Source organism: Paenibacillus turicensis (assembly GCF_050461185.1).
Lineage (GTDB): Bacteria > Bacillota > Bacilli > Paenibacillales > Paenibacillaceae > Fontibacillus > Fontibacillus turicensis_A.
The window spans coordinates 40,917-56,421 of the sequence record NZ_JBCMOR010000018.1 but is presented as its reverse complement, the minus strand read 5'-3'; the positions used below and the strand labels follow the sequence as shown (position 1 = coordinate 56,421).

Sequence of the window (15,505 nt, the reverse complement as noted above, 5' to 3'; positions counted from 1 at the left end):
TATATAATGCCTGATTCTTCTCTTTATACTATAATGGAGGGGAGTCAGGTTTTATTTTGGATATACTAGTGAAAGTTACCATGATAAAAGTTGTTTATGTCCAATCCAATGTTATGGCTCATGTTTGACAAATAAATGATAAAGAGGGATCATCCGATGAGTAACCAATCTATTTTAGCTAAAATCGATCATACATTATTGAAGCCTGAGGCGACAAAGGGGGATATTATTAAGCTTTCAGAGGAAGCTAAACAATATAAATTTGCTTCGGTTTGCGTAAATCCATTTTGGGTAAGCACAGCGGCAGAAGTATTAAAGGGTACAGAAGTAAATGTATGTACTGTGATTGGATTTCCTTTAGGCGCTTCTGCATCTGAAGTGAAAGCATTTGAAGTGAAAAAGGCGATCGAAGATGGCGCAACAGAAGTGGATATGGTATTAAATGTTGGTGCACTTAAAGCTGGTGATTTAGAAGTGGTAACCAACGATATGGTTCAAGTTGTAGAAGCTGCAAAAGGTAAAGCATTAGTTAAGGTTATTTTGGAAACTTGCCTTCTTACACCAGAAGAAATCGTAACCGCATGTAAATGTGCAGTAAAAGCGGGTGCAGATTATGTTAAAACATCCACTGGTTTTTCAACTGATGGTGCAACAGTAGAAGCTGTAAAATTGATGGCAGAAACTGTAGGGCCTAACATTGGTGTCAAAGCATCTGGTGGTGTACGTTCCTTAGAGGATGCACAAGCGATGATTGCTAACGGCGCAACAAGACTAGGATCAAGTGCTGGTGTGGCGATTGCAAAAGGTTTGCAAGGACAAGCTGGCTACTAATATTAATCGGTTCGGAATCCACGCCCTTAATATAATGACAAGCTAATATATAGTTTTTTTATTTAATAATGAAACCTGTACTTTACGAGATTATTCGTGAAAGTGCAGGTTTTTTTATGTTATTACATACATTTTCACTAGTATGGGGCATCCCTTTAAATAAGTGGCTGACAAATAGCCCAAACTAGCGAAGAGACAGAGCGATTCTGAAGAACGTCTCTTAAAACCAGATTCCAACAATTTAATTGTTACCAATGATAAGGAATCTGGTTTTAACAACGATCGTAAGAACGCTCTGGAGCGAAGCCTCCCAGCTCTATCCTTGTCAGCCAATATTTATTTTCAATTTATTTTATAACCTTTTTCTACACCCTTCCGTTACATAAGCAGAAGCAACACCTAGGTGAAATAAAAATAAAAGTTGAAAGAGGAACGTCATGATACAGATTGAAGGATTAAGTAAAAAATATCGTGGTAACAAGTGGGCTCTCCAAGATGTAAACCTTACTTTTAGCGAAGGTATGATTGGTTTGCTGGGGCCAAATGGTGCAGGGAAATCTACATTAATGCGGATTTTAGCCACATTGGCATCTCCAACGACAGGAATCGCTACTATTCAAGGTATTCCATTAACTAAAGCAGATGAAATTCGTAAAATGATTGGCTATTTACCTCAGCAATTTCAAGTATATCCGCAAATTACAGGGGAGGATTATTTAGATTACGTTGCGGTAATGAAGGGCATGAAGGATATTAGAGAGCGTAAAGCAGAGGTTGCCAAGCTGTTAGAGCAAGTAAACCTTGTAGATAAAGCAAAAAAGAAAGTAAAGACCTACTCAGGTGGGATGAAAAGACGGTTAGGCATCGCTCAGGCGTTGTTAGGTTCTCCAGAGATATTAATTGTAGATGAGCCTACTGCGGGCCTTGATCCAGAGGAGCGCGTTCGCTTCCGAAATTTGTTAACTCGCTTTAGTATTGGGCGTGTTGTTCTATTGTCTACCCATATTGTGGCGGACATTGAAAGTAACTGCCGTCAAGCTGCGGTGATCGATAAAGGGCATGTGTTATTTTCAGGAGATTTGAAGCAACTACAGCAATATGGTGAAGGTAAAGTATGGGAAGCAACGGTAAGTCAAGAACAGTTTGCATTGCTTGATCCGATGAATGTCATTTCTACACATAGACAGGATGAGGATATGGTATGCAGAGTCATTGGTACGCCGCCTGTAGGAATGAATGTGAGGTATCTTTCTCCTACATTAGAGGATGGTTATTTATCCTTGCTTCGTAGTCAAGGAGAGAAGACCTATGTATAAATGGAAACGTCAATTTAGTCATGAGTTTGCTATGATTTTTCGTAATCCTTTGTTGCTTATTCTACCACTCATCTTTGCGGGATTTTACAGCTATGTGTTATTTAATGCTGCTCCAATCGATAATCTATTTCAGCTAGCTTATAACTATCATGGTGTGGTGAATACGTTTACCCTTGGTTTAGTCATATTTATGGGAATTGCTACGATAAGACGGGATACGTATCGCCAGTCCTATGATTGGATAGAAGGTTTGCCGATTTCTTTTGCAATGCGAGTGACCGTTAAATATGTTGTGGGTATGCTATACTTCTCCATCTTTACGCTAATTGTAGGCATTGTATATATGATTGCTTCTCAGCGGATTGGCATCGAACCTTCATTATATATGAACCATATAAGCTATTTTACGACTCGTTATGAGTTGTCTTATCTTGTGACTTATGCGTTAGCAATGCTACTTGCGGTGTGTATTCCGAATCGAGTGATTTATTTAATTGGCTTTTGTACATGGATGTTTGGAACGTTTTTTATGCAAATTTTTATTATTGAACGGACTAATTTCTATTTCTTAAATACGTTTCACCTTAGTCAGTTGTACGTATCAAGCAATTTTGATAACGATTTGTGGAACTACAATTTAATCCTTAATGAAATAAATGCATCAAATCTGTTTGTTATTGCTTTTGCACTGATGCTGTTAGTGATTGCAATTATGTTACTTGATTTGAAGCGCCCAACTCGGCTTAGAAAAATAAATGCCACAGCAAGTATACTTGCTATTGTGATAACGTGTGTATGCTTTATTCCCTATGCCCAAATCTGGGAGGAACGTCATGATAAAGTGCAACAACTCGTCAATAATCCCAATATAAAAACCTACGCACAATTGTATAGTGACGTGGAAGAGGATTTACCCAAGTTTACGTTCACAATACAGCGTTATGATATTGATGTGGAGAAGGAGCAAGACGATACAACAAACATGAAGGTACGGCTACAAGTGCCTACGAAGCAGCTTGGGAAGGCAAGTGATTTAAAGCTAACGTTAAACCATGTATTTAAGGTTGATTCCGTCATGATTGAGGGTGAAAAGGTAGACTTTAAACGTGATTTTGATTGGATATCGATTCCAGTCCAGCCTTCAGACAAAAATATGATGCAGGTGGAATTAAGCTACTCTGGTCAAGTTTATGATTACCCCTATAACGAAAAGAGCCCAGTTAGAACGTTTGCCTTTGTAAAAGGTAAAAATGTATTTTTGCCCTACAGTATGGCATGGTATCCGTTAGCAGGGCAACACAATCTTTATGCTAAAGAGGAAAACTTAAAATCCTATTTTCTATTCACTGGGAAAATTGATTATGTTGCGGATTGGAATATAAGCATGAAGGGCTTTGACAGTAAGCTTGTCACAGGCCTGACTGAAGAGCAGGCTGCAGCAGGTGAACAGAAATTTAGCGGTTCTAACCTGCCTTATGTAAGTATGCTTGGTGCTGATTTCATCACGGTAAAGGAAGCAGGCTTGCCTGTAATTATATATACCACGCCTTATGCAAAAGGAAGGGCGGAAGCGATCGCCAGTTCATGGAAAGAGGGCTATGATTATTTCACCTCTTGGCTAGGTCCATTAAGAAATAATATTTCAAAAGCACTTATTATAAATAAACAAAGCTATATAGAGCCCATAAACGAAGGTGATTTAGCTGTCGTTTATCGGGAAGAAAATGAAATTAATTACTTGTTAAATCAAATGATGTTAGGCTCGAAGCAAGGCTTCTCCTATACACAAAATCCTAAAAATGATGTAAGGACAAAAATCAGAGGATTGATCTGGTATGTCTATTCCAGGGAAGTGACTAATTTATCCGATGAAGAGATTTTAAATTATGAGGGTGACTCTCGAATGGTCAATGAGGTCATTAATCGTGGCTCACAAACGGAGGAGTCAGAACTAGGGTTACGAATGCGTGAGCAGGTTGCGGCTGCGATTGATAAAGGTAAGCTTAATGAGGTTAAAGCGTTGCTGAAATATTATTATGAGCAAGGCTTAGAAATTCCGCCTCATTATGAAAATGTGAGCAAGCAGACTGGCACTGCAGCCAAAGATAAACCTGTTACCTATGAGGAATGGCAAGCAAAATGGAAGCAGGTGATTACGCCATGAGCATCTTAAGCCATCAATTAAGGACGACCCTGCGGATGCAATGGAGGTTAGTCAAGGAGCCTATATTTTTATGGACAATGACTTACTTGATTTTCTTACTAGTGACGATTTTTATCGCAGATCCAACGAAACCAAGACTAACCTTTTATTATGCTGAAATGGGGATGTTTCCTCTCATTATAATGGTCATGACCGTGTTGTTAGGCCGTGAATTTGGGGGTGGAGGGATGGAGATGATCGCCACCTACCCCGTATCTTTACGGTGGATTGCCTTTCGAAAATGGCTAGGCACCCTCATCTATATTGCAATAGCAAACATAATATGGATGATCGCCTATATCATGCAATTTGGTAAACTAGAGCCATGGATATATGCATGGGGGGAAGGTGATAAGGTAGTTTCAGAAAATGCCTTCTTCGCTTTATTTATGCAAGGGCTACCCGCATACATGCTAATGGCTTCATTGGTCCTATTGGGGACGGTATTATTTCAAAAAACATACGGTGGCTTGCTCTTTGGCTTCTCGTTATGGGCGTTAGATACACTTAGCGGTGGCGGACTCCTTCGCAAGTTTACGTTATATGCTAATTTATTAGAACAGGATACATGGTTCACAACTAATCGAATTACTTTGCTTCTCTTTACTGTCATATTTTTAGTTACCGCTTTATGGTTGACAGGAATTCGGGAGCGCTGGATTGGTAAAGACGAAGAGTAAATAAACTAAAGAATAATAAGTAAAATAATGTAAGAGGGGGATGACATGATTTCAGATGAAATATTGACAGAACGAATGGCTCAAGGTGATCAAGAGGCGTTTGAAATAGTAGTAACTAGATATCATGGCCCTCTATTGAGCTTTTTGACTGGACATCTTCATGATCGCTCTAAAGCAGAGGATTTTGTACAGGAAACGTTCCTGCGTTTAATTCGCCATTTACGTAAGCATGGAGAGCTTGCCCAGCTTCGTCCTTGGTTATATAAGGTGGCCCTTAATCTATGTCGAGATTTTTGGCGCACCTCTCTGTTTCGTAATGAGCAGCTTGCTCCAGAAAATATGCCTGAAGGTGTCGATCTTTCTCCAGACGCACAAGCGATTATGGAACAAGAAGTGTTGAATGCACAGTTGGTTTCGATTTTGCAGACGTTACCTGACATTCAGCGGCAAATTGTAATCTTACGATTTTTTCACGAGTTAAAGCTCCAGGAAATTGCGGAAATCGAGGAGCTACCACTGAGTCTCGTCAAATCCCATTTGTATGGGGCGTTAAGGAAGCTTAAGCGAATTTTAGATTCACAGCAGGAAAATCCAGAAAAGGAGGCACGCCGATATGAAGATATTTTCTGAACAGGAATGGGACGATGAGGAATTAGAGGCGTTAGAGGAAAGCTTGAGAACACCACTTCGTAATGCTGTAAAATCGTTTCCGACTCAAGAAGAAAGTAGTGCTTTAATTCATAAATTACAAGTTGAGTTTGACATGCTTCGGGCTGACCTTGGCACAGAGGATACACCTCAGTTAGTTTTCAACAATCAGGTTAAACCTCCTTCCATTACACAGTTGCTTTTAAATCAATTTAGACTTAATCGAAAATATTTGCTCTCTGCATGTACGATCATATTTATGATGCTGATTTTTTTAGTTGACCCTGCAGATCCAGATGCATTTTTTGGCAGCTCAAGGTTAACAAACCTGTTTGCATTCATTATTCCGCTGTTGATCATTTTGTCGATGTTGTTTAGTTTCCGTTCTTGGGATCGCGGGATGTCAGCGTTAGAAAATATTACGCCCTATCCACCGGTATTGGTCATCTATTGCCGAATGCTAATCATTATTGGATTAATTTTAGGTTGGGCAACGGTTTCCTCCGTTATTGCAACGATTCGCGTCTCAGCAATCAATGAGATGGACCTTCCTGTCTGGCCCTTTATATTACAATGGTTAGGTATTTCATTGATTATTGGTGGGATTTCCATGGTTGTCATGTTTTATAAAGGAAGCAAGTATGCACTGGGAGCCTCCTCGGTCATTTATATCATGTGGATATTTGTTACATCACAATCTGATCTCTATGGCTTCCGCATTACATTATGGCTCGGATCGCTTGGACTAAATATGAGTGAAGATATGTTTGTTAACTATATTTTATTAGGCTTAGGTATTGCTTTAATCATATTGGCAATCTTAAAAAGCTTTTCGTATACAGCGAACAAAAGTTTTCATAAAAATAGTGTTGTAGGCTAAGGGAGAGAAGCTTAGTGCTAAGCGTTAAAAACTTGAAGCAACAAATTGGTGAGATGACTTTAAGTGTGCCTGACCTGCATTTGCAGGCAGGCGTTACCCTTTTAGTGGGCGAAAATGGAGCGGGCAAAACAACATTCCTACGGCTATTAGCTACGGTGGATTCACTTCAACTAGGGGAAATATCCTATCATGGTCGCCCTTTGCAGGCCGATCTACCACTGATTCGTAGTCAAATCGGTTATGTTCCTTCTGAAATTCAAATGTATGAGGAAATGACCGCCCTTAGATGGTTAATGTATTTTGCTGAGTTGAAGGGCATAACCGATAAGAAGTGGATTAAAACTCTGCTGACAAAGTTTCATCTGCTAGAGTACGAAAATGTGAAGATCAGGCATATGTCGGAGGGTGTGAAGCGAAGATTAGTTATCGCCCAAGCGTTTTTAGCGTCTCCAGCCTTTCTTTTTTTGGATGAGCCTTTGAATGGAATGGATTTAAATGAACGCAAATGGGTTATCTCCTTGTTAAGCCAACTCAATCCGAATGTCATCATATTGGTAGCTGTTCATGAATTAAATGAATGGGAAGGTGTGGCAAACCATATCGTTTGGTTGGACAATGGAAGGATTGGTTTTAAGGGAACAGCAAGCCGTTGGTTAAATGAAGCACCGATGAAGGTGTTTGAAGGTATATTGACGATGGAAGACTGGGAAAATTTGGCTCCAAGTGAGTTAATATTTTTTAGACAAGAGGAAGGTGGCATGTTCGTCAGGGTGGTTGCGTATAACAAACCATTTGCTTCCTTGGTAGAAGTGCCTCCAATGATTGAGGATATATTTTTTATGAAAAAGGATCGTAGTCATCAAGAGCATGCGTCTAAGCATGAATCTTAGGTGATAGGGTTGCTTTCGTATATTTCATTTGAGGATTACATATACATCTTGCAGTAATTCATTTCCAAATGAAGTTGTGAGGTGAATGTGTTGGATGATCAAATGAAAAGGCCATCTCCACCTAAATCGATTCCCCAGCCAATACGTAGTGATGGCGCAGGAGGGATTGATCGCGGGCCACGAGACATTATGAGGGATTTACAAAATCCAGATATGCTTGTGCCTCCTGTGACGGATGCGGGGTTAATTCCTAACCTACGGTTCTCGTTTTCGGACACACATATGCAACTGAATCATGGTGGATGGTCCCGAGAAATTACGGTACGAGATCTCCCGATTGCTACAACATTAGCTGGAGTAAATATGAGCTTAACGCCTGGGGGAGTAAGGGAGTTGCATTGGCATCAGCAGGCGGAATGGTCGTATATGTTGCTTGGACATGCGAGAATTACAGCCGTAGACCAAAATGGACGGAATTTTATAGCTGATGTTGGGCCCGGCGATTTATGGTATTTCCCGCCTGGTATTCCGCATTCTATCCAAGGACTAGAGGATGGTTGTGAATTTTTGCTTGTGTTTGATGATGGCAATTTTTCAGACCTAAATACCTTGTCGATCTCAGATTGGTTTGCGCATACACCTAAGGATGTGTTGTCGGCAAATTTTGGCGTACCCATTGATGCGTTTCAATGTATTCCAAATGAACAAGTGTACATTTATCAGTCTGACGTACCTGGATCCATTGAGTCACAAAAGGTGGAGTCTCCTTATGGCTCCGTTCCTTTAAGCTTCAAACATCAGCTGTTGGCACAGCCACCGATTAAAACATCTGGGGGAAGTGTGCGAATTGTAGACTCTAGAAACTTCCCTATTTCCAAAAACATTGCAGCAGCACTAGTAGAAATCGAACCTGGCGCGATGCGCGAGCTGCATTGGCATCCTAATAATGATGAATGGCAATATTACCTCACTGGTGAAGGACGGATGACGGTCTTTGCGGGAAATGGAGTTGCAAGGACATTTGATTATCGTGCTGGTGATGTAGGGTATGTTCCGTTTGCTTATGGTCATTATATTCAAAATACAGGTACAACCTCATTATGGTTCCTCGAAATGTTTAAAAGTGATATTTTTGAGGATGTATCGCTTAATCAATGGATGGCACTTACACCGAAGCAATTAGTTGAAACCAATTTAAATGTGGGTCCTGAGCTAATGAATGCTTTAAAGAAAGAAAAGTCGCCTGTCGTTAAATATCCACCGTACACCTATTATCCTAAAAAATAAAACAAATAAAACTCATGAAAATTATCGGAATTACTCTTCCCAAAAGTCCTTTTCTATGAGAGAATGTAAAAAAATCAAAATAGAGGAGGCGTTATCGTAATGTCTAATGAACGTAAATTATCTTTTGAAACGTTAGCAGTTCATGCAGGTCAAGAAATCGATCCAACTACTTTGTCTCGTGCAGTTCCTTTGTATCAGACTACTTCCTATGGGTTTCGGGATACGGAACATGCAGGGAATTTATTTGGACTACAGGAATTTGGGAACATTTATACTCGTATCACGAATCCAACTAATGATGTGTTTGAAAAACGGATTGCTGCACTTGAAGGTGGGGTAGGAGCTTTAGCGACCGCTTCTGGGCAAGCTGCGATTACGTTCTCTATTTTGAATATTGCGGGTGCTGGTGACGAAATCGTTTCTTCAGCAACATTATACGGTGGAACATATAATTTATTTGCAAATACGTTATCTAAGCTAGGCATCAATGTGAAATTTGTGGATTCCTCTAACCCTGAAAATTTCCGAGCAGCGATTACGCCTCAAACGAAAGCATTATATGCAGAAACGATCGGTAATCCAAAAGGAGACGTTCTGGACATTGAGGCAGTAGCCGCAATTGCTCATGAGCATGGAATTCCACTTATTGTAGATAATACTTTCCCAAGTCCATACCTGCTTCGTCCAATTGAGTTTGGTGCGGATATTGTCGTACATTCTGCGACTAAGTTTATTGGTGGACATGGAACGTCGATTGGTGGCGTCATTGTGGATGGTGGTAAATTTGACTGGACAGCGAATGACAAATTCCCTGGATTAACCCAGCCAGATCCAAGCTACAATGGTATCGTATACTCAGACGCAGTTGGTCCGCTTGCCTATATTATTAAGGCACGTGTACAGTTGCAACGTGATATTGGTGCGGCATTATCTCCATTTAATGCATGGCTCTTGATCCAAGGTTTAGAGACACTACATTTACGTGTGGAGCGTCATAGTGAAAATGCGCTAAAAGTAGCGCAATATTTAGAGCAACATCCAGATGTGGCATGGGTGAGCTACCCAGGGCTAACGAGTCATGATTCTTATGCACTTGCTCAAAAATATTTACCTAAAGGACAAGGCGCGATTTTGACGTTTGGCATTAAAGGTGGCGTCGATGCAGGACGTAAAGTCATTGAAAATGTGAAGCTGTTTTCTCACTTGGCTAACGTAGGCGACTCTAAGTCACTCATCATTCATCCTGCTAGTACAACACACAGACAACTTTCTGAAGATGAGCAATTAGCTGCTGGCGTAAATCCTGAATTGATTCGTTTATCTATCGGCACAGAGTCCATTGATGATATTTTGTATGACTTAGAGCAAGCGATTGCGGCGAGTCAGCAATAATAAAATAATATCTTTTTCTGGCTCTATTTAGAAAATAGTACTTGACAACTAGTGGAGTTTGGTAGCTTCGATTCAGAGAGTTCTTGCGATTGTTGTTAAAATCATATTCCTTTTTATTGAAGTTTATTTATAGATGGAATTTGATTTTAAGAGACAACCTTAAGAATCTCTCTGTCTCTTCGCTAGTTTGCGTTAGCGGTCAAGCACTAATTTCAAGATTGAGCCCTTTTTCTAAATTAAAATAAAAAAGAAGGGCGCTTTCTGTGTTTAGAACAGTTGTTCAAACAGGTAGGAAAGAGAGCCCTTCTTATTTTGTATAGCATTAATGTGTTACCACACCCATTACAAATCCATCGTATCCCTTTTGACCAACAGTTTGAATCGCGGTAGCTGTAATTCTTTTCTCCTGCGCTAATAGATCGTAAAATTGCCTTACCCCCTGCACACGTGGATCTTCGCTTTCCGAATTAATTACTTCCCCTTCACGAATAACGTTATCCCCAATAATTAATGTCCCTGGATGAGAAAATTCAAGAGCCCATTTTAAATAATAAGGGTTATTTGGTTTGTCTGCATCAATGAAAATAAAATCAAACGGTTCTACGTTTTCTTGTTTCATTTGTGCTAATTGATCCAAGGCATTTCCTACTCGGATTTCCACAGAACAAGGCAGGTTTGCAAGATCTATATTTGCCTGAGCTACCTTGGCATGTAACGGGTCTATTTCTAAGGTCACTATTTTCCCGCTTTGTGATAATGCTCTGCCCATCCAAATTGTACTGTAGCCACCTAAGGTTCCAATCTCTAAAATACGCGTTGCACCTTTTAGCTGTACTAAAAGATTTAATAGCTTTCCTTGGGCGGGGCTTACATCATATGCAGGTAGCTCGTTTTGATGATTGGCAAGTAGAACTTGTTCTAATAGAGGATCATGAGGAATTAACTTCTCTGCAATATACTGATCAACTTTCTCCCATAATTTTTTCTGACTCATGTAAAACCACCTCAATTTTATTATTTTTGTTTTATTGTTGCTCTAAATTGATTGTAAATTAAAATTAAATATAAATATAATATATATAAAACATAAAATTATATAAAAAATATATAAATTAAAATTTAAGGAGGAGATCTAAAATATGAACCTACATGCTTTGCGTTTATTTCATACCGTTGCATCTACAGGGAGTGTGACTGTAGCTTCGGAGCAGTTAAAAATTAGCCAACCTTCTGTGACTGCTCAGATTAAAAATTTAGAACGAGAATTAGGCTTTCCTTTACTTAAACCGCAAGGCAGGGGCGTGGTTGTTACGGATATAGGCAAAGAAATAGCTTTATCTGCCAAGCGGATTTTTATGACTGAACGTCAGATCGAGCAATTAGCTCAAAACTATAATCAAGGTACCGTTGGAAGCTTAAAGATTGCCGCCACATACTTACCTGCCCATTTCCTCATCCCAGCTTGGTTAGCACAATTTAAGCAACAATACGAGCAAATTGACATTAGTGTAACAACGACAAATTCAAGTGGTGCGTTAAAAAAATTGTTAGATGTAGAAGTAGATATTGCTATTTATGGAGGGCTAACAGAAGAATATCCTGACTCCGTTTTCAAGGAAAATTTGTTTGAAGATGATTTATGGTTTGTCGTTGCACCTCAACATCGGTATGCGAATCAACAGGTTTCGTTAGCAGATATAGTAAAAGAACCGTTTGTAATGCGGGAAGAAGGAAGCTCAACAAGGGAAAGACTATTTTCGTTGTGTCGTACTTTTAATACGCCAGCACCCATCATTAATTTGCAATTTAATGGATTACATGAAGTCATTACAGCTGTTGTTGCTGGTTATGGTGCTAATTTTGTCTCCTCGTTAGTTGTTCGTGATTATGTAGAACGTGGGCTTTTAGCAAGAGTATTTGTAGAAGGGGTCCATATGAAAAATATAATCGCAATATGTACTCGTAATAATGAGGAACTCCCAAGCGCTGTCTCTAACTTTATAGAAGTCATTCGTAGCGTCTAATTTTATTATTCTTGTTTACAACCCGCATCAAAAGGTTTAAAATGAAACTAAAGTTGCAAAGAGTAAACAAAATTGGATAAATACAAAAATGATTATCGTTCTCAATTAGAATGAAAACTAAAATTTCATAATGATATCCTTAATACCATGCTGCTCCGGCCTTCCCGGAGCAGCATGTGCTATTTTTAGGGAGATAACAATGGTATTCATTCTCAATTAGAGTCACTTCATGAGGGGAGAGATTATGATGCAAGCCATTCATAAAAATAATACTGTAATACAAAAATCAATTGGGGGCCAGCCACCTGGCAAAGGTCCGATGAAATGGTTAGGGGAAGCGATTCGTCATCCAGAATTTGTGATGGCCCTGCTAAGTGGTGTTTTTATTTTAGCTGCTTGGGGTGTGTCTTATTGGTCGCAATGGTTGTCTATTACGATGTATATTGTTGCCTATGTGATTGGTGGATTTATCAAAACGAAAGAGGGGCTGATTCATCTATGGGAAGAACGGGATATTGACGTTAATTTGCTCATGATCTTCGCAGCAATGGGGGCGGCCACGATTGGATATTGGAATGAAGGGGCGGCACTGATCTTTATTTTTGCGTTAAGTGGGGCGTTAGAATCGTTAGCAAGTGAACGTAGTCATAAAGATATTTCAGCATTGGTATCCATGCGTCCTGAGCTAGCTTGGAAAATGACAGAGAGCGGACTCAGTCAAGTATCTGTACAAGATTTACTCATTGGTGATGTAGTTGTCATTAAGCCTGGTGAAGTGATTCCTGTAGATGGTAATGTTCAAACAGGACGTTCCTCAGTTAACCAGGCGGCGATTACAGGTGAGTCAGTACCACTAGATAAAGCATCAGGCGATGAGGTATATGCTGGTTCTTTAAATGGAGAAGGTGCATTGTACGTAACTGTAACTAGTCTTGCTTCTGAAACTTTATTTTCTAAAATTATTACACTCGTTGAGCAAGCAGAGCAGCAGGTTCCCGTCTCCCAAAGATGGATTAAACGTCTTGAAGGCATGTATGCAAAAGCAGTAATTGTAGTAACGGTGTTACTAATTCTCATTCCGCCATTATGGATGGCGTGGTCTTGGCAAGCTGCTTTTTATAAAGCGATGGTATTTATGGTCGTAGCATCACCTTGCGCTATTGTGTCTTCTGTCATGCCTGCCATTTTATCTGCGATGTCGAGGAGTGCTCGTAATGGGGTGCTTTTTAAAAGTGGTGCCTGCATGGACTTACTTAGCGAAATAAATGTGGTTGCTTTTGATAAGACAGGAACGCTGACAAAGGGAGCCCCAATCGTAACGGAGTTTTACACTGAGTTAGGATATGACAAGATAGAGGTGCTCAAGGCTTGTGCCTCAGCTGAAAGCTTGTCTGAGCATCCGTTAGCCCGTGCGATTGTGTCCTATGCTGTGGATCAAGGTGTTAAGCTTCAAGAAAATGAAGAAATTGAACAACTTACGGCTCTTGCAGGTCAAGGTGTAGAGGCACGTATTGCAGGTAAGGTGTGGCGAATTACTAAGGCAAATGAAAAAGATGTGGAGATGCCTGAACAGATGTGTCAAAATATACGTCATTTGTCGCAAGCGGGGAATACAATTTCTGTTATTCAATGTGATGGTGAGTATGTTGGTTTATTTGCGATGCAGGATACATTACGTCCTCAAGCTAATGCGATGATTGCAAAGCTACATGATATGGGGATTACAACCGTCATGTTAACTGGGGATCGTGAACTTACTGCTACGGCAATTGCCAGAGAAGCGGGTATTGATCATGTATATGCAGATTTATTACCCCAAGATAAGGTTAATTATGTATCACAGCTTAGAGAGAGCTGTGGGGGCGTGATTATGGTTGGAGATGGCGTGAATGATGCACCTGCACTAGCAACAGCAACCGTAGGGATTGCGATGGGTGCCGCAGGTAGTGGAGCGGCGCTTGATGTCGCAGATGTGGTATTAATGAATGATTCACTAGAACATATGGTGCATACACTTACACTTGCAAGACGGACTAAAAAAATTATTAAGCAAAATTTAACCTTCGCCGCAATGGTGATCTCTTTATTAGTGGCAAGTAATTTTATACAAGGTTTACCGTTACCGCTTGGTGTTGTTGGACATGAGGGAAGTACAATTTTAGTCATCTTAAACGGGTTACGTCTACTGCGATAGGGGACTTCATCATACCTTCATGTAATATTCACTGAACCCTACCAGTATAAGAATTGACACTCTAGTGCTTATTTAACATAATTATAAATAAGGATGCCGCACATCTTGAACGAAAAAATAAACCACTAAGAACACTCTTTGAAGGAGGATTTATATATGTATAAATCAATTATTGTTGGAACAGGACCAGCGGGCTTAACCGCTGCAATTTACCTTGCACGTGCTAACTTGAGCCCACTTGTAATTGAAGGTCCACAGCCAGGTGGACAGTTAACAACAACAACTGAAGTTGAGAACTTCCCAGGTTTTCCTGATGGCATTATGGGACCAGAATTGATGGACAATATGCGTAAGCAGGCGGAACGTTTTGGTGCAGAGTTCCGTACGGGCTGGGTGAATAGCATTGATGCGAGCAACCGTCCATTTAAATTGCAGGTTGAAGGTCTTGGAGAGCTTGTGACAGATACACTTATTATTTCGACAGGTGCTTCTGCAAAATACTTAGGTATTCCAGGGGAGCAAGACAATATCGGTCGTGGCGTAAGCACATGTGCGACTTGTGACGGATTTTTCTTCCGCGGTAAAGAAATTATCGTTATTGGCGGTGGGGATTCCGCTTTAGAGGAGGCTGGCTTCTTGACGAAGTTTGCATCCAAAGTAACCTTGGTTCACCGCCGTGAGGAATTACGTGGTTCCAAAATTATGCAAGATCGTGTACGCAACAATGAGAAGGTAGAAATGGCATTAGATCGTACGCCACTTGAAGTACTTACTGGTGAAAATGGGGTTACAGGTCTGAAAGTACGCAATAATGCAACAAATGAAGAAGAAATTATTGAGGCAAGTGGTGTATTTGTAGCGATTGGTCACCATCCGAATACAGGATTTGTCAAAGGTTTAGTAGATACAGATGAAAATGGCTATATCGTAGTGAAGCCGGGCACAAGTGAAACCAATATCCCAGGTATTTTTGCTTGTGGTGACGTTCAGGATAACCGCTATCGCCAAGCGATTACTGCGGCAGGTAGTGGATGTATGGCTGCACTTGATTGTGAGAAATATATTGAGAGCATAGAGCACGATACACAGCAGGTATCTGTTTAAAATAAGGATCAAGATATGTAAGTGTTTCAGTTTTCAAGTATCTTATCAATATATAG

General features: G+C 40.1%; 13 protein-coding genes. 12 read left to right on the top strand and 1 reads right to left on the bottom strand.

What is annotated here, in order from left to right; genetic code table 11:
• Positions 1-156 precede the first annotated feature (156 nt).
• The 9 genes from deoC (at position 157) to ABE099_RS19315 (ending at position 10,127) form a co-directional block, all read left to right on the top strand.
• Positions 157-831, top strand: a complete 675-nt coding sequence (gene deoC / locus ABE099_RS19355; RefSeq protein WP_430033042.1) for a deoxyribose-phosphate aldolase — start codon at positions 157-159, stop codon at positions 829-831.
• Positions 832-1,268: 437 nt separating this feature from the next.
• Positions 1,269-2,147 (top strand): ABC transporter ATP-binding protein, encoded by an 879-nt coding sequence (locus ABE099_RS19350; RefSeq protein ID WP_430033040.1) that lies wholly within the window; start codon positions 1,269-1,271, stop codon positions 2,145-2,147.
• Positions 2,140-4,311: a hypothetical protein gene (locus tag ABE099_RS19345; protein WP_430033038.1), complete on the top strand. Its 2,172-nt coding sequence runs from the start codon at positions 2,140-2,142 to the stop codon at positions 4,309-4,311. Before ABE099_RS19350 ends, ABE099_RS19345 begins: the two co-directional genes overlap by 8 nt.
• Complete coding sequence (locus tag ABE099_RS19340; RefSeq protein WP_430033036.1) at positions 4,308-5,030, top strand: hypothetical protein; 723 nt, start codon at positions 4,308-4,310, stop codon at positions 5,028-5,030. The genes ABE099_RS19345 and ABE099_RS19340 overlap by 4 nt, the downstream gene beginning before the upstream one ends.
• 45 nt (positions 5,031-5,075) lie before the next feature.
• Positions 5,076-5,660: an RNA polymerase sigma factor gene (locus ABE099_RS19335; protein ID WP_430033034.1), complete on the top strand. Its 585-nt coding sequence runs from the start codon at positions 5,076-5,078 to the stop codon at positions 5,658-5,660.
• A complete protein-coding gene (locus ABE099_RS19330; RefSeq protein WP_430033032.1) occupies positions 5,644-6,558 on the top strand; it encodes a hypothetical protein in 915 nt (304 codons plus the stop codon). The genes ABE099_RS19335 and ABE099_RS19330 overlap by 17 nt, the downstream gene beginning before the upstream one ends.
• A 32-nt stretch (positions 6,559-6,590) precedes the next feature.
• Positions 6,591-7,448 (top strand): ATP-binding cassette domain-containing protein, encoded by an 858-nt coding sequence (locus tag ABE099_RS19325; protein ID WP_430033030.1) that lies wholly within the window; start codon positions 6,591-6,593, stop codon positions 7,446-7,448.
• A 102-nt stretch (positions 7,449-7,550) separates the two neighbouring features.
• Complete coding sequence (locus ABE099_RS19320; protein WP_430033028.1) at positions 7,551-8,735, top strand: oxalate decarboxylase family bicupin; 1,185 nt, start codon at positions 7,551-7,553, stop codon at positions 8,733-8,735.
• 99 nt (positions 8,736-8,834) lie between these two features.
• The gene (locus ABE099_RS19315; protein WP_430033026.1) at positions 8,835-10,127 is read left to right on the top strand and encodes a homocysteine synthase; all 1,293 of its coding nucleotides are present in this window, start codon (positions 8,835-8,837) and stop codon (positions 10,125-10,127) included.
• A 322-nt stretch (positions 10,128-10,449) separates the two neighbouring features.
• On the opposite strand, the gene ABE099_RS19310 is transcribed toward ABE099_RS19315, so the two are convergent.
• Positions 10,450-11,121 (bottom strand): O-methyltransferase, encoded by a 672-nt coding sequence (locus tag ABE099_RS19310; RefSeq protein WP_430033024.1) that lies wholly within the window; start codon positions 11,119-11,121, stop codon positions 10,450-10,452.
• A gap of 145 nt (positions 11,122-11,266) precedes the next feature.
• Here ABE099_RS19310 and ABE099_RS19305 point away from each other — a divergent pair, with 145 nt between their 5' ends.
• The 3 genes from ABE099_RS19305 (at position 11,267) to trxB (ending at position 15,449) form a co-directional block, all read left to right on the top strand.
• On the top strand, positions 11,267-12,151 hold the full coding sequence (locus ABE099_RS19305) for a LysR substrate-binding domain-containing protein (RefSeq protein WP_430033022.1): 885 nt from the start codon (positions 11,267-11,269) through the stop codon (positions 12,149-12,151).
• 229 nt (positions 12,152-12,380) lie between these two features.
• Positions 12,381-14,345, top strand: a complete 1,965-nt coding sequence (locus ABE099_RS19300; protein ID WP_430033020.1) for a heavy metal translocating P-type ATPase — start codon at positions 12,381-12,383, stop codon at positions 14,343-14,345.
• Positions 14,346-14,501: 156 nt separating this feature from the next.
• Positions 14,502-15,449, top strand: a complete 948-nt coding sequence (trxB, locus tag ABE099_RS19295) for a thioredoxin-disulfide reductase (RefSeq protein WP_430033018.1) — start codon at positions 14,502-14,504, stop codon at positions 15,447-15,449.
• Positions 15,450-15,505: the final 56 nt, after the last annotated feature.